The sequence below is a fragment of the Novosphingobium gossypii genome (assembly GCF_050433305.1).
GTDB lineage: Bacteria > Pseudomonadota > Alphaproteobacteria > Sphingomonadales > Sphingomonadaceae > Novosphingobium > Novosphingobium gossypii.
Genome location: NZ_JBNPXM010000009.1, coordinates 84,462 through 108,293, shown reverse-complemented (window position 1 = coordinate 108,293; position 23,832 = coordinate 84,462). Strand labels below are relative to the sequence as shown.

General features: G+C 65.0%; 10 protein-coding genes and 2 pseudogenes. 2 read left to right on the top strand and 10 right to left on the bottom strand.

Translation table 11 applies throughout. The annotated features are described in order from the left end of the window. The first annotated feature begins 130 nt into the window (after positions 1–130). Positions 131–3,028, top strand: a complete 2,898-nt coding sequence (locus GGR40_RS16340) for a TonB-dependent receptor (RefSeq protein ID WP_429277312.1) — start codon at positions 131–133, stop codon at positions 3,026–3,028. Between the two features lie 111 nt (positions 3,029–3,139). On the opposite strand, the gene GGR40_RS16335 is transcribed toward GGR40_RS16340, so the two are convergent. The 10 genes and pseudogenes from GGR40_RS16335 to GGR40_RS16290 form a co-directional block, all read right to left on the bottom strand. Next, positions 3,140–6,241, bottom strand: a complete 3,102-nt coding sequence (locus GGR40_RS16335) for a glycoside hydrolase family 2 TIM barrel-domain containing protein (RefSeq protein ID WP_429277311.1) — start codon at positions 6,239–6,241, stop codon at positions 3,140–3,142. 41 nt (positions 6,242–6,282) lie between these two features. Further along, positions 6,283–8,547 carry a S9 family peptidase gene (locus GGR40_RS16330; RefSeq protein WP_429277310.1) on the bottom strand — a complete coding sequence of 755 codons (2,265 nt, stop codon included), beginning with the start codon at positions 8,545–8,547 and terminating at the stop codon, positions 6,283–6,285. Between the two features lie 68 nt (positions 8,548–8,615). Next, a complete protein-coding gene (locus tag GGR40_RS16325; protein ID WP_429277309.1) occupies positions 8,616–9,614 on the bottom strand; it encodes a 4-hydroxyproline epimerase in 999 nt (332 codons plus the stop codon). A gap of 10 nt (positions 9,615–9,624) precedes the next feature. After that, a complete protein-coding gene (locus tag GGR40_RS16320) occupies positions 9,625–10,554 on the bottom strand; it encodes a dihydrodipicolinate synthase family protein (protein WP_429277308.1) in 930 nt (309 codons plus the stop codon). Positions 10,555–10,763: 209 nt separating this feature from the next. Then, entirely contained in the window at positions 10,764–13,484 is a 2,721-nt protein-coding gene (locus GGR40_RS16315; protein ID WP_429277389.1) for a TonB-dependent receptor, read from the bottom strand. A 216-nt stretch (positions 13,485–13,700) separates the two neighbouring features. Further along, entirely contained in the window at positions 13,701–15,275 is a 1,575-nt protein-coding gene (locus GGR40_RS16310; RefSeq protein WP_429277307.1) for a family 43 glycosylhydrolase, read from the bottom strand. After that, positions 15,265–16,839, bottom strand: a pseudogene (locus tag GGR40_RS16305) (DUF885 domain-containing protein); the annotation flags it as partial. The pseudogene GGR40_RS16305 and the gene GGR40_RS16310, both read right to left, overlap by 11 nt. Before the next feature lie 258 nt (positions 16,840–17,097). Further along, positions 17,098–18,099: pseudogene (locus GGR40_RS16300) on the bottom strand (Ldh family oxidoreductase); the annotation flags it as partial. Then, on the bottom strand, positions 18,096–20,483 hold the full coding sequence (locus GGR40_RS16295) for a beta-L-arabinofuranosidase domain-containing protein (RefSeq protein WP_429277306.1): 2,388 nt from the start codon (positions 20,481–20,483) through the stop codon (positions 18,096–18,098). The pseudogene GGR40_RS16300 and the gene GGR40_RS16295, both read right to left, overlap by 4 nt. A gap of 97 nt (positions 20,484–20,580) precedes the next feature. Beyond that, positions 20,581–21,318: a FadR/GntR family transcriptional regulator gene (locus tag GGR40_RS16290; RefSeq protein WP_429277305.1), complete on the bottom strand. Its 738-nt coding sequence runs from the start codon at positions 21,316–21,318 to the stop codon at positions 20,581–20,583. Between the two features lie 176 nt (positions 21,319–21,494). Between GGR40_RS16290 and GGR40_RS16285 the strand changes: the two genes are divergently transcribed. After that, on the top strand, positions 21,495–23,816 hold the full coding sequence (locus GGR40_RS16285; RefSeq protein ID WP_429277304.1) for a S9 family peptidase: 2,322 nt from the start codon (positions 21,495–21,497) through the stop codon (positions 23,814–23,816). Positions 23,817–23,832 lie beyond the last annotated feature (16 nt).

The window sequence follows — 23,832 nt, the reverse complement described above, 5'->3', positions numbered from 1 at the left end:
GTGATCCTTGGCGCGGCATGGCGCGGAAATCCGCCAGTCCATCTTAATTCTACGATATTTAGTATACGATATTTGACTTGGCACTCAAGTTGACGCATCCTCCCCTCATCAAAAACAGGGAGTCACGTTCATGAGGGGTCACCAACGCAAACTCTATTGTGCGGTCGCGCTCGCGGCGCTCACAGCCGGGACCGTGCAGGCGCAGGATCTGCCGGCAGATGGCGCAGACGCCGCACCGGCCAACGACATCGTCGTCACCGGCACCCGCATCAAGCGCGCCGACCTGCAGAGCAACAGCCCACAGACGATCGTCGGTTCCGAAGAGTTCCGCTACCAGGGCGCAACTTCGGTGGAACAGGTGCTCAACCGCCTTCCACAGTTCACCGCCGACGCCAACGAGAACGTCTCCAACGGCTCGGACGGCACGTCCAAGATCAACTTGCGCAACCTCGGCTCTAACCGCGTGCTGGTTCTGCTCGACGGGCAGCGCCTGATGCCGTCGCAGGCGGTCAACCTCAGCTTCGTGCCCAGCAGCCTGGTGGAGCGCGTAGACGTCATGTCCGGCGGCGCATCGGCCGTCTATGGTTCGGACGCGCTTTCGGGCGTCGTCAACTTCGTGCTGAAAAAGGATCTGGACGGCGTGCGCGTCGATGCACAGACCAGTTTCGCGCAGCATGACAACAACAACACCGCGATGCGCAACCTGCTTCGCACCCGCGGATACGACCTTGCGCCCAGTTCCGTGGTGGACGGCGGCAAGCAGGACATCACCGTGTCGGCTGGCAAGAATTTCGCCGATGGCCGCGCCAACATCACCGTCTACGGTGGCTATCGCAGCTTCAGCCCGGTCCGCCAGTCCAGCCGCGACGTCTCCTCCTGCGCGCTGCAGGACCAGAACAACGGTACCGAGCTCTTCTGCGGCGGCTCGAGCAACTCGCCGTTCGGCTCCTTCGTGCCCCTGTCGGACAGGAGCGCGTTCCAGGGCCAGACCCTGGTCAACAACCGCAACGGCGATGGCACCCTTGTCCCCTACGACAATTCCTACGCCTACAACTACGCGCCCGACAGCTACCTCCAGCGCTCGGACCAGCGCATCACGGCGGGCGGTTTCGCGCACTTCGAATTCAGCAAGGCCGCCGAGCTTTACGGCAGCGTCATGTACATGCACGACCAGACCTTCTCGCAGGTCGCGCCTTCGGCGATCTGGCTGGGCACTGCGTTTCCGATCTCGTGCAACCACCCCTACGCCAGCGAGGCACAGCTGACCGCGATCTGCGGCAGCGCCGCGGGCACCAACACCACGGAAGACGCGCTGGTCGCCTACCGCACCGATGTGGCGCCGCGACGGGACAACCTGCGGTTCAACGACTATCGCTATACGGCCGGGCTGCGCGGCGACCTTGGCAGCGGGTTCACTTATGACGTCAACTACATGTACTCGCTGGTCAAGTACAAGGAGACGTACCTCAACGACGTGAACCAGGTGAAGGCGGGCCGCGCGCTCAACGTCATCGACGTTAACGGCGTTGCCACCTGCCGCTCGGTGATCGACGGCACCGATCCCGACTGCATCCCCGTCAACGTCTTCCGCCCCGGCGGCGTGACGGCGGAACAGGCAGCGTACCTATTCGGCGAAAGCAACACCGCCTCGCGCAATTCGCTGAGCGTCTTCTCCGGCACTCTCAGCGGCGACCTTGGCAAGCTGGGAGTCAGCCTTCCCTGGGCCACCAACGGCGTTGCCATCGCGCTCGGCGCCGAGCGCCGCCGCGAGACCCTGCGCTTCACGGCCGACGAAGTGGCGCAGCAGAACGGCACGACAAATGCGGACGGCATCATCAGCGTAACCGAGCTTTACGGCGAAATCGAAGTCCCGCTGATCGAGGACAAGCCGTTCTTCCGCTCGCTGACGATCAATGGCGGCCTGCGCTACTCGTCCTACGACAACAAGCAGGACTCGACCGGCTTCGGTTCGGGATACAACGTGTGGACCTACAAGGGCGAACTGAGCTGGCAGCCGGTCGACGACCTGCGGGTGCGCGCCAGCTACAACCGTGCCATCCGCGCGCCCAACGTTGCCGAACTGTTTGCCTCGCAGACGGTCGGCAACGTCGCCGCGCAGGATCCGTGCGCGGGCGCCAGCCCCATCGCATCGCTGGAAATCTGCCAACTGACCGGCGTCACCGCCGCGCAGTACGGGCGCATCGTGGAATGCCCGGCGGACACGTGCTCTGCACTGGGCGGCGGCAACATCGCGCTGAAACCGGAAACCGCCGACACCTGGACCGCAGGCCTGGTCATCACGCCCAAGTGGCTGCGCCGCTTCTCGCTGTCGATCGACTATTACAACATCAAGGTGAAGGACTACATCGGTTCGATCGCGCCCTCCTACATCATCGACCAGTGCGCGGCGAGCGGTGACCCTTACTTCTGCGGACTGTTCAGGCGCGATGCCCGTTCGGGTGCGCTGTTCGGGCAGAATGCGGGCTACATCGTCTCGACCACGATGAACACCGGCTATCTCAAGACCTCGGGCATCGACGTCAACGCCGATTACACGTTCGACGTCGGCAACGCCGGCAGCGTCAATATCGGCGTCGTCGGTACCTACCTGATCGAGCAGGTGGCCCAGCCGGTGCCGGGCGCGGGATCCTACGACTGCAAGGGCCTGTTCGGCTTCACCTGCGGCCAGCCCTCGCCCGAATGGCGCCATGTGGCACGGTTCTCCTGGATGCTGCCCAGCGACACGACGGTGTCGGTATCCTGGCGCCACATCGGCGGCACGAAGCTGAGCGAGGAAGATCCCGTCGTGAACAGCCGGATCGGTGCATACAACTATATCGACCTGTCGCTGACGCAGGTAATCGACAAGCGCATGACCCTGCGCGCGGGCGTCAACAACCTGTTCGACAAGGATCCGCCGGCGCTGTCCGCAGGGCTGCTGCAGACTTTCGGCAACGGCAACACCTATCCGGGTGTCTACGATTCGCTGGGCCGCACGATCTTCGTGGGCGCGACGGTCAACTTCTGATCCGCGGAACGGGCGGCGGCCTTATCACCCATCGAGTGCCGCCGCCTGCGGAGCGACCCGCCCGTTCTGGAACCGGGCGGGTCTTTTTTATTTCAGGGCCTTCTTTTTGTTTCAGGGCCGGCCGATGGTGAAGGACCACGTCACCGGCTGCAGCGCGACGCGATAGGGCATGTGCGGCCGCCCATCGAGGTTCCAGCCGGTGTCTCCGCCCACCCCGGCCTGCGCGGCGTCGATCAGCAGGGTGCCGTTGCCATGCGGGCGAACGTCCGAGCTGTGCGCCTTGCGTGGCGGCTTCAGGGCCAGGTCCGCATAAGGGAACGCCAGCGCGTTGACGGAAAGCGGCTGGGCGCCGGTCACGCGCAGACCGGTCTTTGCGCCGGTCAGCTCGATCCAGCGCACGTCGGTCTTGTTGCCGCTTTCCTGCGGGCGGGCATAGTCGTGGAACTGATCCGCCAGTTTTCCACTCCAGCGCGCAATCATGCCCCCGCTCTGGCGATCGGCGTACGTCTCCTGCGGGCCACGTCCGTACCAGCGCACGGTGTCCAGAACGGGCGGCGTCTCGAACGCGAGGCCGACGCGCAGTGGATCCGGCAGGGTGTCGCGCAGCGGCTCGAACCGCGCCGCGACGCCAACGGTGCCGTCCGCCGCCATCGTCCAGCGCGTCTCCACCGTGACCGAGCCCACGCCCATGTCATGGCGCACGACGATGGCATTGTCCGTGCTCGTAACCGATACCACGCGCCGGTTCTGGGAGAAGTGCTGCCACATCGCATGGCTCTTGGGCACGCCCGCACCCACGTCGTTGTCAGTCGGCGCCCGCCAGAAGTTGGGCGCGCCGCCGGTCAGCAGCACCGTCCCACCCCGCGCATAGCGCCGCACTACACCGGTGGCGCGGTCGATCTCCAGCACCGCGTCGGCCGTAGCAAGGCGTAGTGTTCCCTCGCCTTCCTGCGGCGCAACCGCGCCTGCCGGGATCGCTGCCGGGGCTGCTGGAGACAGCGCGAACTGCTCCCACCCCACCACATGCCCCGCAGGCTGCGTCGGCACCGTGCCCGCCCGAGCCCGCGCGCGCAGGGTCAGCAGGCGCTCTGCCGAAGGGACCTTTGCCGCCGGGACCGGCACGTTCACAGGCGCGCTTTCCCCCGCGGCGGCGGCAGGGGCGGCCAGCACGCCGCGGGCCGTCTCCACCCCGTCCTCCGTCACGGCCCAGTCCAGCGTGAAGCCTGCAAGATCGATGTGATCATGGCGGTTGACCACGCGGTAGCCGCCTGCATCGCGCGTGAACGTCACCGGCGACTGGACATGGGCCAGTTCGTAGTATTCAGGATCGGGGGTGCGATCCGACTGGATGACGCCGTCGCCCACGGGGCTATCGTCGCCATGGACGCCGGGTGCGGTGGGATCAGGATCGAAATCCGGCCCCTGCGCCCAGTATTCCCGGCCGTGCTTGTCCTTGCGCAGCATGGTCTGGTCCACCCAGTCCCACACGAAGCCGCCCTGCAGCTTGGGATGGCTGCGCATTGTCTTCCAGTAACCGGCGATGTCGCCCAGGCTGTTGCCCATGGCATGCGCATATTCGCAAAGGATCAGCGGCTGGGTGAATGCCGGATCGTTCGCGTAGTCGATCATCTTGGGCACGTCGTCATACATCGGCGCGAAGATGTCGACGTAGGAATTGGTCGGATGCCGCCAGTTGCTCATGCTCCAGCCCAGGAAGCTGACGAGGCGGGTGGGATCGCTGGCCTTCACCCATTTCGCCGCCGCCTCGAAGCTGTCGCCGATGCCGGTCTCGTTGCCCAGCGACCAGAAGATGATCGAGGGGTGGTTGCGGTCCCGCTCCACCATGCGGCTGACACGGTCGAGATGGGTCGCGCGCCACTTCGGGTCGTTGCCCAGGAGGTACGACGGGTCGTTGTCATGCTCCTGCGACAGCGCAAGGTAGCCGTGGCTCTCGATGTTGGCCTCGTCCATGACGTAGAGGCCGTACTCGTCGGCAAGATCGTACCAGCGCGGGTCGTTGGGATAATGGCTAGTGCGCACGGCATTGACGTTGGCCGCCTTCATCAGTTCGATGTCCCGCCGCATGGTCGCTTCGGACAGGACGCGGAAGGTATGCGGATCGTGCTCGTGCCGGTTGACGCCGCGGATCATGATGCGCCTGCCGTTGACCCGCACTTCGCCGCCCGCGATCTCCACCGTGCGGAAGCCGATGCGGCGGCTGGTCGCTTCCACCAGCCGGCCTTTGCCGTCCAGCAGTTCGACCAGCAGCGTGTAGAGGTTGGGCGCCTCCGCCGTCCAGGAGCGCACCCCCGGCAGCGCGGCAGCCAGCGTCAAAATGCCCTGCCCCGCCGTCTCCCGCGTCATGATCGCACGCCTGCCGTCCAGCACGGTGGCGCGTAGGCGCATGGCCGCATCGCGTCCGCCAAGCTCCACTTTCACGCCCAGTCTGCCGTCGCGGTAGCCATTCTCCAGCCCGGCATCGACCACGAGATCGCGGATGTGGGTGGGCGGCGCGGCATACAGCGTCACGCTGCGCTCTATCCCGTTGACGCGCCAGAAGTCCTGGTCCTCCAGATAGCTGCCGTCCGCGAACCGGTACAGTTCGATCGCCACGGTGTTGGTGCCCGCATGGGTGTAGGCGGTGACGTCGAACTCGGCGGGGAGCTTGGAATCCTCTGAATAGCCCACCCGCTGCCCGTTGACCCACAGGTAGTAGGCGGCCCCCGCCGCCCCGACCGTCAGCAGCAGCCGGCGTCCGGCAAAGTGTGCGGGAACGGTGAAGTCCCGCCGATAGGAGCCGACCTCGTTCAGCGCATGATCGATCCGGGGCTGGTCGCGCGGGAAGGGATAGCCGCTGCCCACGAAGACCGCGCGACCATGTCCTTCGGCCTGGAGAATGCCGGGCACCTTCATCGTGCCCCAGCCGCTTACGTCGTAACCGGGCCGGAAGAAGTCCGCCGGGCGGCTTTCCGGCGTTGCGGACAGCCTGAACTTCCAGTCCCCGTCCAGCGAGAGGTGATAGCGCGACCGGCCCACATCGCGCGACAAGGCGCCTGCGCGTGTTTCGAAGCCGTCGAAGGTCGTGTGCATGGGCTCTGCGCCCTGCCGGACGACTTCGGGCTGTTCCCATTCGGCCACGGGTGTCTCGGCAAGCGTCGGACTGGCAAGGAGGCTTGCGGCAAGCGCCGCCATGCTGGTGTAGACGGTGCGCATGTCGTTATCCTCTCAAGACGGTTCTCTGTGAGTGGCGGGCCTTACTGCAGGACACGTACGAAGAAGTCGAACTGCCGCCGCGTCACGTAGTCGATCGGCCCGCTGGAACGGCCCACGCTGTGCTCTCCGCCCGGCACGACAAGGAGGTCGAAGTCCTTGTCCGCCTTGATGAGCGCATCCACCACCTGCATGGTGGAGGCAGGATCGACGTTGCTGTCCTGCTCACCCACGATCAGGAACAGCTTGCCGTTCAGCAGCCCCGCGTGATCCACCCCCGAAGCGGCTGCATAGCTGGCATCGACCGGCCAGCCGAGCCACTGTTCGTTCCAGCTGATCTTGTCCATGCGGTTATCGTAGCAGCCCGCCATGGCAACGCCGGCCTTGTAGAAATCGCCGTGGAACAGGAGCGCGTTCAGCGTGCTCTGCCCGCCCGCCGAAGCACCGTAGATGCCGACGCGGCTGATGTCGTAGGCGGGATCGCGCGCGGCCATGGCCTTGTGCCAGGCGATACGGTCGGGAAACCCGGAGTCCTGGAGGTTCTTCCACGCCACGTCCTGAAACGCCTTGGACCGGTTCGCCGTCCCCATCCCGTCGATCTGGACCACGATGAACCCGAGATCGGCCAGCGCCTGCATCCCGATCACCTTGTCGCCGCCCGAATGATAGCCGAAAGGCCAGAACTGCTTGGGAACGAAGCTGTCGTGCGGCCCGGCGTAGATGTTCTCGATCACCGGGTACTTCTTGGCAGGATCGTAATCGCGCGGACGCACGACAAGGCCCCAGATGTCGGTCCGGCCATCGCGCCCCTTTGCGGTGAACACTTCGGGGGGGCGGAAGCCCGCAGCGGCAAGCCGGGTGACGTCCCCCTTCGTCACCGTGGCGATCGCGGTTCCGTCTGCGGCACGGCGAAGGACGCTGACAGTGGGCAGGTCCACGCGCGAATAGGTATCGACCAGCAGGCGCCCGTCGGGCGAGAGGCTGGCCGCATGATCCGCCTTCTCCGGCGTCAGCGCCACAAGATTGCGCCCGTCAAAGTCGACGCGGTAGTAATGGCGGAAATAGGGATCCTCGCCCGCGGTCATGCCGCTTGCGGCGAACCAGATCCGGCGTTGGTCCTCATCCACCTTCAGAACCTCGCGCACCACCCAGTCGCCGGTGGTGATGCGGTTCTTCACCCGGCCGCTGCGCCCGTCGATCAGGTAAAGATGGTTCCAGCCGTCCCGCTCGGACGCCCAGACGATCTCGTTGCCGCTGCTCCCCAGTTCGCGGGCAAAGCGACGGTCGGCATAGACGATGGTGCGCGCGTCCTCGGTTACGGCGGCGTGGGCCTTGCCGGTGGCGGCATCGACCGCGACGATGCGCGCCTGCCCGAAGCCTCTCCGCACGTAGTCGAACGCAACGCTGCGCCCGTCGGGGCGCCAGCGCGGGGCCGACAGTTCATAGGCATTGGGAAACAGCGCCGGATCGATGATGGTCTGCCGTCCGGTCGCCACGTCGAACAGCACAGGCTGCTCGATGTCCACCGCATCGCCGGGTTTGGGATAAAGCTGGCTTCGCAGCGCGGGCTGTAGCTGCCCGTCCGGCGCCGCCTCCACGCGCAGCACGTGGCGCGCGTATCCGGGACGCACCCGGTAGATCATCAGATAGCGCCCATCCGGCGACCACGCGATCGTCTCCGGATCGTAGAAGTCCCCCGCCGATCCATCCATGCTGAGCCGTACAGGGTCGGCCCCGCCCTTGCGCCGCACCACGAGGTTGTCACCTTCGATAAGCGCCTCGCGGCTGCCATCGGGCGAAAGGCGTGGGTGATTGTCCGCCGGGACCGACAAGTCGCGCACGACCCCGAACCCGCGCGGACGGCCCGGTTCCGCCTGCGCCTCGCAGCGATAGTCGACGAGGGTGCATCGCCAGCCCCGTTCGTCGAGACCGAAGGCGATCGTCTGCCGGTTCTCAGTGTAATCGAACTCGGCGAAGGGCAGCCGCAGCGGCTGCACCGGACGGCCCAGCGCGCGGGTCAGTTCATCGGCAAGGCGCTGGTGATCGAAGGCGGGGGACTTGGTCAGCGTTGCGGCATCGACAGTCTCGAACGCGAAACCGCCCGCTACGGTTTTCCGGTACGTGAAGGCGGAAGAGTCCGGCGTCCAGTGCGCAGGCCAGGCGATCTCGCGCGTCAGGTATTGCCAGTCCTCGCGCAAGGCCACCGAGCGGTCGATCTCCTCGCGCGTGGGCGTCGCCAGCGCCGGCGTGCAAAGCAGCAGCCCCGCAACAACGCCGAACAGGGACAGGCGGCGTGGCAAACGGGACATGACAGACCTCTTTCGACGGAAGAACAACGCCGCCGGGCCGCACTTGCATGCGACCCGGCAGCGGCAGGTTACGTGACCTGGAAGCCCGCCCAGAAGGGGTCTTCGCGGTCGATCCAGATCGTGTTGAAGCCGGTCGCCACCGCCGACCCTTCGATGGAGGGGATGATCGCGGGCTGGTCGCCCAGCGTCACCGCCTGTTCCACGCGGCCGATGAAGCGGCTGCAGATGTAGCTTTCGTGGACGAAGCTGTCGCCCGGCGAAAGCTGCCCCCTTCCCGCCAGATGCGCCAGGCGCGCGGACGTGCCGGTGCCGCAGGGGCTGCGGTCTATCGCCTTGTCGCCATAGAAAACGGCGTTGCGCCCATCCGAACCGTCATGCCTGGGCTTGTCCGCCCACAGCACATGGCTAACGCCGCGAATGGTCGGGTCCAGCGGATGGACCGGCTCGAACTTCGCGCGCACCGCTTCGCGGATGCGGCCGCTCAGATCGACGATCCGCGCCGCGCCAAGGTCGTCAAGGCCGGTATAGGCGCCCTGCGGCTCGACGATGGCGTAGTAATTGCCGCCATAGGACACGTCGATCGACAATGGCCCGATGCCCTCCACGTCCACTTCGATGCCGCGCGCCGCGACATAGGCGGGAACATTGGTGATCCGCACCGAAGTGATCTTTGCGCCTTCCGTCTCATAGGCGATGTCGATGGTGCCGGCAGGCACCTCCACCTTCAGGCGACCCGGAACGGAGGGCTGGATCAGCCCGTGCTCAAGGCCGAAGGTGACGATGCCGATCGTGCCATGCCCGCACATCGGCAGGCAGCCGCTGGTCTCGATGAACAGGATGCCGATGTCGTTCGCAGGGTCCACCGGGGGATAGAGGAACCCGCCCGACATCATGTCATGCCCGCGCGGCTCGAAGCACAGGCCGGTGCGGATCCAGTCGAAACGCGCTAGGAAATCCTGCCGCCGCTCGGACATCGACGCGCCCTTCAACAGCGGCGCCCCGCCCGCCACAAGGCGGACGGGGTTACCTGCCGTATGACCGTCGATGCAGAAGAACGTATGCCGCATCGATGCTCCTTCAGGCTGCCGTGAGGGCGGCGGGTGCCGAGGGGGTGAGGTCCGGGCGGGTCGCGGCGGCCTTCTCGACCATCGCGATCACTTCGGCGCGGCGTTCGCCCTGCAGCACGTAACGCGGCGGCAGCACGCGCTCCGAACCACGGCCCATGACTTCCTCGGCCAGCTTGATCGACTGGACCAGATCGTGCTCGGCGTCGAGGTGGAGGAGCGGCATGAACCAGCGATAGATTTCCAGCGCCTTGGCATGGTCGCCACGCGCAAAGGCGTTGACCAGTTCCACGGATTCCTTGGGGAAGGCGTTGGTGAGACCGGAAACCCAGCCCTGCGCACCCAGATAGAGCCCTTCGAGCGCCACGTCGTCGAGGCCTGCAAAGAGCACGTAGCGGTCGCCGAACTCGTTCTTGAAGTCGGTGAAGCGGCGCGTGTCCGGCGCGGATTCCTTGACTGCGACGATGTTGGCCACATCGACCAGCGCGGCCAGCACGTCCCTGTCGATGACGGTGCGGTAGGCGGGCGGATTGTTGTAGAGCATGATCGGCAGGCCGGTGCTCTCGGCCACGCCCTTGAAATGCGCGACCAGTTCGTGCGCCTTGGGTACATAGACCATCGGCGGCAGCAGCATGAGGCCGTCCGCCCCCGCCTTTTCCGCAGCCTGCGCATAGCGAGAGGCGCGGCGGGTATCGTATTCGGAACAGCCGGTGATGACCGGCACTCGTCCGTCCACCACCTCAACGATGGCCGAGAGAACCTGAACCTTTTCCTCGAATTCCAGCGAGTTGTTCTCACCCACGGTGCCCAGGGCGATCACGCCCGTGACACCATCGCGAACCAGATCGTCGACGACGCGCTGGGTATCCGCCAGATCGATCGACAGGTCTGCGCGAAGCTGCGTGGTGACTGCCGGGAAAACACCCTTCCAACCGATTGCCATGTATGTCGTTCCTGCTGCGTGTTACCTTGAAATATCGTATACGATATTATTTTTCGTACCGCAATTGCTCTTTTCGCATTTGCACATCGGTTTGGCGCGATTGCGATCGTGCGCATGTTGAGGGGCGTACATGCGAAAACAGCCGCGCCAGAACGGGCGCGGCTGTTCGGTTTATGGCGCCGGGGCGGGATCGCGCGCCATGGACGGTGTCACAGACGGAAGCGGACGCTGCCCTGAACTGTGCGCGCCAAGGTGCGCACGCCCAGCGGCAGAAGCGCCTGCTGGCCGTGATAGCGATAAACGTCGTTGCCCAGGATGTTCGAGGCTTCCAACGACAGCGTCATGAACGGAACCGGCGTATAGTTTACCGCTGCATCGAGCTTGAACGTATCGTCCTGGTAGGGCGAATATTCAGGGTTCTGCTGCCAGATCCCCATGCGATACGAGGAGCGCCAGTTGTAAGCGACACGCGCGCTGAACTTGGGCGTATCGTAGAACAGGGTGGCGTTTGCCGTCCACTTGGAGGTGTTCGGCGAATCGAAGGCGCCGGGGAAGTCCTCCGGATAGGGATATTCGATACGGGCCTTGAAGATGTGGCTGGCGTTCAGGCTGACGCCGAAGTTGCTGAGCGCGCCGGGCAGGAAGTCGAAGAACGACTGGACCGTGCCTTCCATGCCCACGAACGTTCCGTCACCGGCATTGCGCTGCTGCTCGATGAAGCCTTGCCCGGACGGATAGTCAGACAGGTCGATCCCGTAAGCCAGCAACTGCTCCGCCGTCGCACTCTCGCGGCTGTAGTAGAGGAAGCCGGTGGCCTTCTTGTAGTACCCCGCCAGCGAGATCTGACCGCCACGACCGAAGTAGTATTCGGCGCTGACGTCGAAGGCGCGTTCGCGCTGCGCCTTCAGCTGCGGGTTGCCTGCAAAGACGATGGGCGACGTGCCACGGGTTTCGGCAAAGTAGAACGGGCGCGAATCGTAGAAGCTGGGGCGGCTGACATTGGTGGTGTAGGAAAGCCGCACCTGCGCCTTGGGCGAAAAGTGGATGGTCGAGGTGAAGCTGGGCAGCAGGCTGTAGTAATTGCCCCTGCCCGGCGAGGCCTGCACGATGTCCTCGAAACCGTTGGTCGCATCGCCCGGACGGAAGTTGAAGCTTTCCGACGAGCCCCAGGTGTTGGTGTAACGCACACCGGCAAGACCGTCGATGGTGACGCTGCCAACGTCGAACGCATAGTTGGCCTGTACGTAGGCTGCGAAGTTGTTTTCGATCGACCTGAAGGTCTGGCCGCTGTCACTCGGCGGAAATTCGCTGGAGAAGCGTTCGGCGTTGGCTGGATCGTATTGCTGGATGTATTCGCGGATCGACGCGATATTGGACAGAACGTCAGCGCCGGGGATCCGATACCATTGCGTGTTCGATCCGCCGATGTTCGGGCCGATCAGCGAAGCCATATCCGCGCCGGGGAACGTGCTGAACGGCGCATAGGCCCCGTTCACCTTCGGGAAGCCGTCACGATAGCCGTAGTAACGGCTGGTATTACGCCGGTTGTAGCGGCTGCCGACCTGGATGTTGCGCAGGAAACCGGTGGACGACACGTCAAGCGTCAGGTCGAGCTGCGCCGCAAACTCGCGGTTCTTCGAGCCGCCGCGATTGTCCTGAAAACGTTCAACCACGTACCTGGACAGGTCATTCAGATCCACGCCGTTGAACGAGATCGATGGGGCGCCCTTGCCATAGACGTCAGAGGCAAAGTCGATGTTCGCGGACGTCAGCGTGCCCGGACGCAGGATCGTCTCCACGAAGTAATTGCCTTCGTTCGACTGATTGTATTGCGCGCTCGCGTTCAGATGAACGATACCCGAATTGTAATGGGCTTCCAGGTTGGAGGTATAGAGGTTGGAATGGAAGGTGTTGTACTGCGTGTCGATGCCCGCCGGGATACCCGCCGGGGCGCTGATCGTAGCAGACTTCACGGTACGGCCATCGGGCATCAGCACGACGTCGCTGAGAGAGCCAGCTACGTTCATGTCCTGCACGTAGAGACGCTCTACGGAACGCTTTTCACGCGATCCCAGGTAGCCGCCTTCGAGGACCAGATCGAGCGTGTCGCTGGCCTGCCATTGCAGCACGGCATTGACCGACGGGCGCTTAACGCTGCCCTGCTCGATGCCATAATAGGCGCGGTAGGGGATGACGACGGTGGAACCATCGGTCAACGTCCGCTCTAACGGGGATTCGCTTTCGATGTAGTTTTCACGGTAGTTGGTCTTGGTCCACGATGCGTTGACCAGGAACCCGATCTCGCCGATCCCGGTTTCGAAGCGGTTGGCTACCAGAAGGCTGCCGTAGGGGCTGACCTTCTCGGAAATATCATCATAGGAACCGCGCACGCTGCCCGCGATCGTCCAGCCCTTCTTGAGGTCGAAAGGACGGCGCAGTTCCACGTTCACGGTGCCCGCGATGCCGCCTTCGACCTGGTCAGCGGTCCGCGTCTTGTAGACGTCCACCTGCTTAAGAAGCTCTGCCGGGACATCCGACAGGTTCAGCGAGCGACCTTCGCCCAGGTTGGTGTTGTTGCCGTTGATCGTGGTCTGCACTTCGGCCAGGCCGCGAATAGTGACGCTCTGCCCCTGACCGCGTGCGCGTTCGATCTGAACGCCGGTTACGCGGGCAAGCGCTTCTGGCACGTTATTGTCCGGCAATTTACCGACGTCCTCGGCAACGACCGAATCTACTATCTGCTTTGAGTTCTTCTTTTTGGTTGCCGCAGCCTCTACACTTCCGCGAACGCCGGTCACGACAATGTCCGTCTTGCCCGTGTCGTCAGAGGATGCGGCCCCCTCCGCAACTTGCGCAAAGGCTGGAGCGCCTGTCGCGGCGATCAAAACTGACGACAACGCAGTCGAGAACTTCAAGGCTTTTAGGAACATCATCGCAAACCCCCTGTCAGATCGCCCGGCACCTTGCTGCGGCACCTTCAATTTATATCGTATACTTCTTATGGTATCTGAAGAGAGTCAAGCCGATTGTGGCTGTTTCGTGAATTTTTAGTCGGACAATTGGGCGCTCGCTTGAACGCCCTGCCAATACGAAAAAGGCGTGGGCCATAACCCACGCCTTTTCCTTATTATTCGCCGGGGTTACGGTTAGTCGCAGGGCGGTGGCGGTGCCTCGGACCCGCGTAAATCGACGGGGCGGATGCCGGGCGCCAGCACCTCCCATTCCTGAACGGCAAGCGCGGCGTTGTGTGCGCCATCGCTCGATGCGTCCATCACGGCACGCAGACAACGGGTGGTGAGCGCCTTGAACGCAACCTGCTGCCAGGCCCCGGCGGCAACGCCATAGCCACGCGCGTGCGGCACTGGCTTCCACCCTCGCGGGCTCCAGTATTCCAGATGCCATGCCTTGGGCGGCGCAACGCCCACGCCCGATCCGGCGGGCTGGTCGTTCCAGAACCATATACGCGAACCGTCGATCGTGACCGGCCTGTCCCAGCGGTATTCGATCCACTGCCGCGGTGGATTTTCCGGCATCCAGCTGCCCCACATGTCGGGCGGCAGAGGCGCGGCCCTGACGATCCCGTCGTTGAGCGCCTTGATCCAGAACTGCACCGGCACCGGATCGTTGGACGCCGTCGCCCAGGCGGCGCGCGCGATGTTCCGGCTGGACGGCGGCGGCGGCACCGGCCTGCGAGTGGGAACGACAGTGCGGATACGCGCAGGCGTCACGCTGTCGTCCCATTCCATGGGATCGACTGCGACACTGCGGCGAAAGTGCCCGCCGCCCGCGCCGTCCGCGGTGTGATAGGCAAGGTACCACTTCCCCTTGAACTCCACCGCACCGGGATGCGACGTGGTCGAGGAAACCGGTTTCAGCACGATGCCGCGATAGGTCCACGGCCCGGTGGGCGACGGCGCGGTGCCATAGGCGATGCAGGCATGATATACCGCAGGAGTGCAGTCGGACGTGGGGCCGGCCTTGTTGCCCGCATAAAGCATGTAATAGGCGCCCTTGCGCTTCATGATCCACGGCGCCTCGAAGAAGCCGTCCAGCCCATCGACCTTCCATTGCAAGCCCCTGGGTGTCACCATGTCGCGGGCCAGTTCCATGCCGCGCAGCTTCCCGAAGGTGCCCCAGTAGATGTAGACCCGCCCGTCATCGTCGATCAGCACGGTGGGATCGATGTTCTGGATGTCGTTCGGCTCAGGTACCCGCTGCGATATGATCGGCCCCGAAGGGTGCGCGTCGCGCCAGGGGCCGGTGGGGCTTTCCGCCACCGCCACGCCGATCGCGAAGCGGTCCTGCGCGTCGCTGCCTTTCTCCAGCACCGGGGCGTAGAGGTAGTAGCGCTTGTCCGGCCCCTGCACGATCTGGCCGGCATAGGCGCGCGCCGGCTCGGCCCAGGCGAAGACGTTCTCGGGCTTGATGATCGCGGGATAATGCGTCCACTTGCCCGATGCGGGATCGGCGGTCTTCAGCAATTGCCATTCGGGCATGATGAAGTCGTTGACGTCCGGCGCGGCTTCGTCACGCCCCGCCAGGATCCACAAGGCACCGTCCGCCACTAAGGGCGCGGGGTCGGTCGAATAGTAATCCCCGTCCGCCAGGATCGGATTACCCGGTACGGTCAGTTCGCGCGCGTCCTGCGCGACCGCCGGAGCCGCGAGGGCTCCGGCGGCGAGGCCGGCAAGGAGGACGCAGACCTTGCGATCATTCCTCATCGGGATAAGGCCCCTTGCCCTCGTCCTTTATCAGCGTGTCGATGCGCTGGTCGATCAGCGGCAGCGGAACGCCGCCCAGTTCGAGCACCGCATCGTGGAACGCGCGGATGTTGAACTTTGGACCCAGCGCCTTTTCCGCCTTGTGGCGCGCATCCACGAAGGCAAGCTGGCCCATGTAGTACGACAGCGCCTGACCCGGCCAGGAGATGTAGCGGTCCACCTCGGTCTCGATCTCGTGGTCGGACAGCGCGGTGTTGTCGCGCAGGTACTGCTGCGCCTGTTCGCGCGACCAGCCCATTGCATGGATGCCGGTATCCACCACGAGACGCGATGCGCGCCATGCCTGATAGCTGAGCATGCCGAACCGGTCGTAGGGCGTCTCGTACATGTCCATGTCCTCTCCCAGCGCTTCGCAGTACAGCGCCCAGCCTTCCCCATAGGCGGGAAGGTAGGTGTCGCGGCGGAAGGCAGGCAAGTCGGCGTTCTCGGCGGCCAGCGGCATCTGCCATGCATGGCCGGGCGCGCTTTCGTGCAGCGTCAGCGCGATTTGCGAGTAGAACGGACGCGATGGCAGATCGTAAGTGTTGACCGAGTAGATGCCCGGACCGCCGCGCCCGCCGGTATAGAACGGGGCGATGTCGTCCGGCACCGGCTTGATCGCGAACCGGCTGCGCGGCATCCGCCCGAAGAACTGCGCGGCCTTGCCATCGAAGGTCTTGGCGATCCATGCGGCGCGATAGAGCAGTTCGTTCGGAGTCTTGGGATAGAACTGCGGGTCGGTGCGCAGGAAGTGCAGGAAGGCCTTCAGGTCGCCCTTGAACGCAACCTGGGCCATGACCTCGTTCATCTGCGTGCGGATGCGGGCCATTTCGGAAAGGCCGATCCGGTGGATCTCGTCCGGGCTCTTGTCCAGCGTGACGAACTCGCGGATCTTCGATCGGTAGTACGCCTTACCATCGGGCAGGGCATAGGCTGCCAGCGACTTGCGCGCGCCCGCTTCGTACTCGCCGCGCATGAAGGCCAGCAGCTTTGCGTGGGCCGGGACGACGCCCTCGGTGATCGCCTTGCGGGCCTCTGCACGCAGTTTTTCCTGTTCATCCGCCGGGATGGTGGCGGGCAGGCGCACGAACGGCTCGTAGAAGGGCGAGGTTTCCGGCGTCTTCGCCTGCAGCACCAGTTCGATGCCCTTATCGCGTCCGGCGAGCGTCACCTGCGGCGCGGTGAAGCCGCGCGCCAGGCCGGCACGCATGTTGACGATCTGCTGGTCGTAGTACCGCGGAATGCCGCGCAGCATCTCGAGATAGTCGTCCGCCGCGGCCTTGTCCTTCAGCGGATTACGCGCCCAGTCGGCCAGATCGCCCCAGAAGCTGGTGTCGGCATTGAACGGCTTCTCGTAATCACGGTATCGCTGCGACGCCAGCAGCGCATCGATCTGGCTCTTGTAGACCGCAAGATTGATGCGGTTGGCGGGCGACAGCCGGTCCTGCCGGATCGCCGCAAGCTGCTTTTCCACCTTTTCCCAGCACGCCAGCCGCTGCGCCTGCGCTTCGGGTCCGACGTCGGGCAGCGCGACCTTGGCATCCCTTGGCGTGTCTTCGCAGGGGCCGAACTGCTTCTGGCGCCATTCGTATTCCGCGGTGTAGATCGCCTCGAACGCCTTGTCCGCCTCGCTGGCCCCGGAAGTCTTCGCCGCAGCCTCAACTTTCGCCGTCGCAGGCGCGGCGACGAAGGCCGCAGGCGTCGCCGCAAGAGCCGCGCCCGCCATCAGCAGGGTCCGCCCGACCGTTCCGTTCACGTCATTTCCCCTTTCGAGAACTTCCAGAATATCCTGATGCAGCCGGGCCGGGATGCGCAGTCCCTCCGCGTCCGAACGCGCCCGCGCGACCAGCCGCCGCGATCCGGGAAGGCGCGCGCCCTGCCCCTCGATCGCTTCAAACATCGCTTCTGCGCGGCGCAGGTGGTCCTGCACCCCGGCGCCAAGGAACCCTGCCGGATCGATCGCCACGATCAGCTCGCCGCCCAGCGGAGAGCCGCCGCGTCCCTTATCCGCCGCCAGCGATTCCGCGCTGGTCATGTCGCCGATCAGCGGACCTGCGACCAGTTCCACCAGTGCCGCCAGCGCCGATCCCTTGTGCGCGCCGAACGTGCGCATCGCGCCGTCCAGCACTGCCTTGGCATCGGTCGAAGGGTTGCCCTGCGCGTCATAGCCCCAGTCCGGCGGGATGGCCTTGCCCGCCCGGCGGTGCAGCTCGATCTCGCCGCGCGCTACCGCGCTCGTCGCAAAGTCGAATACGAAGGGCGCGCCGCCCGGACGCGGCCAGCCGAAGGCGATAGGGTTGGTGCCGAACACCGGCTGCGTGCCCCCTTCGGGCGCGACCCAGGCGTGGCTGGGGGTGAAGGCCAGCGCCACCAGTCCCTGCTCCGCCAGCGCCTCCACCTCCGGCCACAGCGCGGCGAAGTGCACCACGTTGTTGAGCGCCATCGCCGCAATGCCGTAGCGGCGGGCCTTCTCCACCAGCAGCGGCATGCCCTGCGCGAAGGGAAGCTGGGCAAAGCCGCCCTTCCCGTCCACCCGCACCAGCGCGGGGGCGGGTTCGCTCACCTGCGGCACGGCATCGGGTACTACCACCCCACGCTCGACCGAGTTCGCCGCCACCAGCAGGCGGTACAGCCCGTGGGACGTGCACCCATCGCGCTCGCCCGCCACCATGGTCTGCGCCACGGCAGCGGCATGGTCCGGCGCCAGCCCCCACGCCTGCAGCACCGTGCGCGCCAGCGCGTCAGCCTCCTCCAGCGTCAGTACGATTTGATCGGTCTCGCTCACTTTGCGGTATCGGCCTTTGCAGTGAACAGGCGCACGCCGAAAACCGGCCCGGCGGAACTGCGGTCGGCGGGTACGAAGCGCACCTTGACGCTGCTCTTGGCCCTAGTCAGCGCCTCGGGCAGCGGATAATCAACGTCGAAGAACTTGCCCGGACGGTCGTTGTCCAGTTTCTGCGTCGCGATCTTCACGTCATCGACCAGAATGTCGAACGTGCGCGAACGCTCGCTGCCCCAGTAGCTTGCCTGAAGCAGCAGCGGGCCAGGCTTCACCTTCATCGTGAACTCGAAGTAGCCGCCCGAACGCGCATCGCGTCCGTTCCGCCCGCGGTACGAAGCCGGGTAGGAGAGCTCGGAGGTCAGGCCGTGGTCGCGCTCGGGCTGCATTTCGCCCAGGTGCATGATGTCGATCGAGCGGGCGACGATGTCCTTCTGGCGGGCCTGCTCGGCCAGGAAGGCGGCTTCCTCGGTCTTCCAGCCGCTTTCGGTGAAGCGCTTGAAGTAGACCGCGCTACGGCGCTCATACTGGCTGTAGAACGGCACGAAGTTGAGGTTCGCGGGACGGATGATGCCGGTGGTCTGGAAGCGCGGCTTGTCCGATACCATCGGCACGAAAGCCGCCAGCGGGTTCTCGCCGACCATCGCCGGTTCCACGCCGGTCCACTCCGTCTCGGTCGGGCCGAGATCGGCGGCCAGCACCATCGGCCCGCGCACCACGGCTACCACGTCTGCCGATCCCGGCGCCGCTTCAAGCCGCAGGTCGAGCGGCAGGTTCAGCGCCACCACATCGCCCTTCTTCCAGCGCCGGTCAATGAAGGCATAGCCGTTGGTAGGCGTCGCGGGCACGGCTGCGCCGTTGACGGTCACCGTCGCCCGGCCGTTCGTCCATGCGGGAATGCGCAGCGCCAGCGTGAACTTGCCCTGCTTCACCGCATCCAGTGTGAAGCGGACCTCCGGCTTGAAGGGATATTCGGTGTCGATGCTGGCGGCAACGCCCTTGGCCCGCCACTGCACGGTGGACGGGATGTAGAGGTTGACGAACAGCGTATCGCCGCCTGTCTTGTCATTCCCGGCCCAGTAGATGGAATCGCCGTGCTTGGCGTGGCTCTCCATGCCGGAACCCACGCAGCACCAGAACGCCTCCTCGCCCGGTCCCGAATAGCCGCGCGCGGCGCCGCTCATCATCGGCGTCATGTACGTGAAGCCGCCGGTCGCCGGGTTCTGCGCCGACAGCACATGGTTCAGGTGCGCGCGTTCGTAATAGTCGAACAATGCACCGTCAGGCTGCCACCCATAGAGCTGACGCGTCAGCTTGAGCATGTTGTAGGTGTTGCAGTGCTCGCACGTCGATTCCGTCAGGTGCAGCGCCACGGTGTCCGGTTCGAAGAAGTATTCGCGGTCCGCATTGCCGCCGATCACGTAGCTGTGATGCTGCGTCACCCGTTCCCAGAAAAAGCGCGCGGCCCGGCCGGGGTCTTCCCTGCCGGTCAGTTCGTGGATGCGACCCAGGCCGATCAGCTTGGGCACCTGCGTGTTGGCGTGGAAGTTCGCAAGCTTGTCCTCCTGCGCCACCAGCGGGCCGAGCACCTTGTTGTCGAAGATGCGCTCCGCCACCTTGAGCCAGCGCAAGTCGCCGGTCCGGGCATAGAGTTCGGCATAGCTTTCGTTCAGACCGCCGTATTCGCAGCCCAGCAGTTCCTGCATCTGTGCATCGTCGAGCGCGGCGAAGACCTTCTCGAAATAGCCGCCAAGGCCGATCACGACCCCCAGTGCGCGCGCGTTGCCCCAGGCGGCATGGACATCCAGCAGGCCTGCGAAATACTTGTGCACGGTGTAGAGCGGCGACCACGAACCGTTGAGGTCGAACCCGCCTGACTTGATCTGCCCCTTCATGACTTCGGGGAAGATCGCCTCGCCATCCACGATCTTGCCGTCCTTGGTCTTGCGACCCAGCGCGCCGATATAGCCGTCGCTGCGCTTCGACTGGCACAGCGCCAGTTCATCGACGATGTAATCGGCCCGGCGGCGGCATTCGGGGTTGCCGGTCTGCTGCCAGCCAAGCACCAGCGCGGTCATGTAGTGGCCCAGCGTGTGGCCCGCGATTGTATCGGATTCCCACCCGCCATAGATCGGCGCCTTGGGCTCAAGCCCCGCATACTTGCGGAAGTTGTGCAGGAAGCGGTCCGGGCTGAGCGACATCAGGTAGTCGATGTTGACTTCCACTGCCGTCGCGAACGCGGAGGGGCGCAGTCGCACGTCGGTCAGCGGCAGCGGCGTGGCACGCAGCGGCACCTTGGGTGCGACGATCGCCGCGAAGCCCTTCAGGGGAACAGAGCAGATCGCCAGCGCGGCAACGCCCGCCATCCATTCGCGCCGATTGGCCTTCATGCCCTCATAACTCCTATCGAATATCGTATACGTTATTGATAGAAGGCGGGTCGGCAGAGTCAAGCCCGCTTGGCCCGTCGATGGCGCGGTCCGCCTGTCAGCGGCGCAGCGCGATCCGGGTGTCGGCGTGAGCCAGTTCGATCAGCGTTATCATCGCCTTGCGTGCCTGCTTCGGGTTCGCGTCGGCGATATGGGTATAAAGTGCGCGATGCTCGGGCATGGCGTCGCGCGGGGAACCGTCGAGTGCCTGCTTGATTGCGGTGGTGGAGGCGATCGCGGTCGAAATCGAGTTCGACAGGGCCAGCAGCATCTCGTTGCGGGTGGCCTCCATCAGCAGTTCGTGGAAGCGAATGTCTGCGGCCCGCCCCTTTGGCGTGGAGAGGGTAAAACGCTCCATCGTGTCGAGGGCATTGGCCATATCGATAAGCTGCCCCTCGTCCCGGCGCAGCGCGGCCATTTCCGCCGCCTGCGGCTCTACCATCAGGCGCAGTTCGAACAGGTCGCGCAGGAATTCGTCGCTGGCCCCGCACTGGATCTGCCATGCCAGCACATCGGGATCGAGCAGGTTCCACTTGCGCCGCTCGTTGATCCGCGTGCCCGCCTTGGGACGGCTGCTGACCAGCCCCTTGGCAGTGAGCATCCGGAATGCCTCGCGCAGTACGGAGCGCGATACGCCCAGCAATTCGGCGTGTTCGACTTCGGGAGGAAAGACCTGACCGGGGATCGCGTCGCCGCTGACGATCTGCGTCGCAAGCCGCTGCGCCACCACATGGTGCAATCGGCCGCTCGGTAGCGGAAGCCCGCCTGTTTCCTCTCCTGCGTCGCGATCGGCCATGCTGTTCGCCTTCTTCATTCGTAACGCTTCCTAACACGCATCGCGAATAAGAACAGGCGTTAAAGATCAGATCATATATCGTATAATGTTCTTGACGCTGGTGCAACTGGCGGTCATGAACAGTCCGCAGTTCAACAGGGCGACGGGCTTCAGCGGTGACCTTTGTTTCTTCCAGAATGTCCCGGTCGATCAGCCTCATGGCGCTGGCGTGGGCCTATGCGCCCATGGCGGCGCAGGCACGACCAGAAGCACAGGTCGGGCAACCCGCCACCAGCATCGCACAGCGCTATGCGGCGGCGGACGCCTTCATGGGCAACGCGCTGGGTGATCTTGTCGACAATGCCGACATCGCGCCGCGCTTTGTCGAAGGCGGGCTGTTCTACCGCACCGGCAACCGTCAGGACCAGCATTATCGCCTGCTGGATCTGACGACGCGCAAAGAGCGGGAAATCGCCACCACCGCAGGCCTCCTGGCGGCGCTGTCTGCGGCCAGGGGAACCGCGGTAACGCTTGATGCGGCGCGGCTCGCCGAAGTCGTATATGATCCCGGTGAGGATACGCTGAAATTCCGCGCCTTCGACGGTGCATTGTGGAGCATGGACGCCGCCGGCAAGGCGGTAGAGGTCGAGAAGCCCGATCACCGCGAACTCGACCTGCTCTCTCCCGACGGCAGGACGCGGATCGTCGCACGCGATTTCAACCTTGTGGCCGTGGACGTTGCCAGCGGACGCGAAGTGCCGCTCACCACTGACGGCACGCGCGAACAGCCCTATGGCCGCTCGATCCCCGAACTGTCCGATATCCTGCGCGAAGGGACCGAGGAACCGGCGATGCCGGTGTCGGCGCAATGGTCGCCAGATGGGCGCTATCTGCTGAGCTGGCGCCTCGATACGCGCGGTGTCCGCAAGCTGTCGATCACACAGCAAAACCCGCCCGGCAGCTTCTATCCGCGCAGCTTCTCCTACGTCTATCCGCTGGCCGGGGCGGAGAAACTGCCGCAGGCGACGCGCTTCGTGATAGACATGAAAGCGGCGATGAAGACCGGCAAGGCACGCATCGTGCCCATCGCCATGCCGGCGGAATCGATCCTCTACCCCGCGCCGCCCGACATGGGCTGGGTGGATGGCCAGCCGCGGATGCTGTGGACCGAGCGGGGCTATGCGCAGCAGGCGGTCTACCGCGCCGATCCGGTCACCGGCAAGGCGCGGATCGTTGCGCACGAGGCCATCAAGCCGGTGGTCACTGTCACTTCCAGCATGTTGATGCCCGCGCCCGAACTGGGCGGCGAACTGGCGATCTCCGAGCGCAGCGGCTGGGCGCAGCTCTATCTGGTGAAGCCGGACGCGCCGGACGGCGGCAACGCGCTCACACAGGGGCAGTGGGAAGTGCTCTCGGTCGATCATGTGGCCGCTGACAAGTCCTCCCTCATCGTCACCGGCGTGGGGCGCGAGGCGGATCGCAACCCGTACTGGCGCGCGCTCTACAAGGTGCCCGTCGCTGGCGGCGCCCCCACCGAACTGACGCCTGAGCCGCTCGACCACGACGCGCAGGTTTCGCCCGACGGCAAGTGGATCGTCGATCAGATGTCCAGCCCCGTCTCCGCCACCCGCGCCGTACTGCGGGACGGCGCAACGGGGCGCATCGTGATGGACCTTGCCAAGGCCGACGACAGCCGCCTGCGCGCAAGGGGCTACACCGCGCCCGAACCGTTCCAGGGCCTTGCCGCGGACGGCAAGACGCCGATCTACGGCATGATCCTGCGCCCCGCGAACTTCGACCCCGGCCGCAGCTATCCGGTGATCGACAACGTCTACACCGGCCCGACCACCACCGACGTGCCCGCAACGTGGAACGAGGCGCGCCGCGTTGGCGGCAACAGTCTGGCGCAGATCGGCGCGATCGTGGTGATGATCGACGGCACCGGCACATCGCGTCGCGGGCAGGCTTTCCGGCTTCCCGCGTTCCAGAACCTGGGCGAAGTGGGTCTTGACGATCACATCGCCCTGATCCGCCAGATGGCCGCCAGATACCCCTACATGGACACCAGCCGGGTGGGCGTGTTCGGCGGCTCGGCCGGAGGCTACGACACCGCACGCTTCGTGCTGCGGCGTCCGGACTTCTTCAAGGTTGGCGTCGCCTCGTCCGGCAACCACGACCTGAGGCTGGACAAAACGTGGTGGCCGGAGGTTTCCATGGGCAATCCGGATGCGGCAACGTGGGAACGCAATTCCAACATGTCCGTGGCAAGTCAACTGAAGGGCCATCTGCTGCTGATCCACGGCGACATCGACGACAACGTGCCCGTCACCGAAAGCTTCCGCCTTGCCAAGGCGCTGATGGACGCGGGGCGCGATGTGGACCTTGTGGTGCTGCTCAACACCACGCACAGGGTCAACCAGCCGTTCTTCTTCAAGAAGCTGCGCGACTACTTCACCCAACACCTGCTGGGCGAAAGCCCGCCACCGCTGGGCCCGGTCAAGCCGGTCGCCAGCCAATAATCATACGCGAGGACAA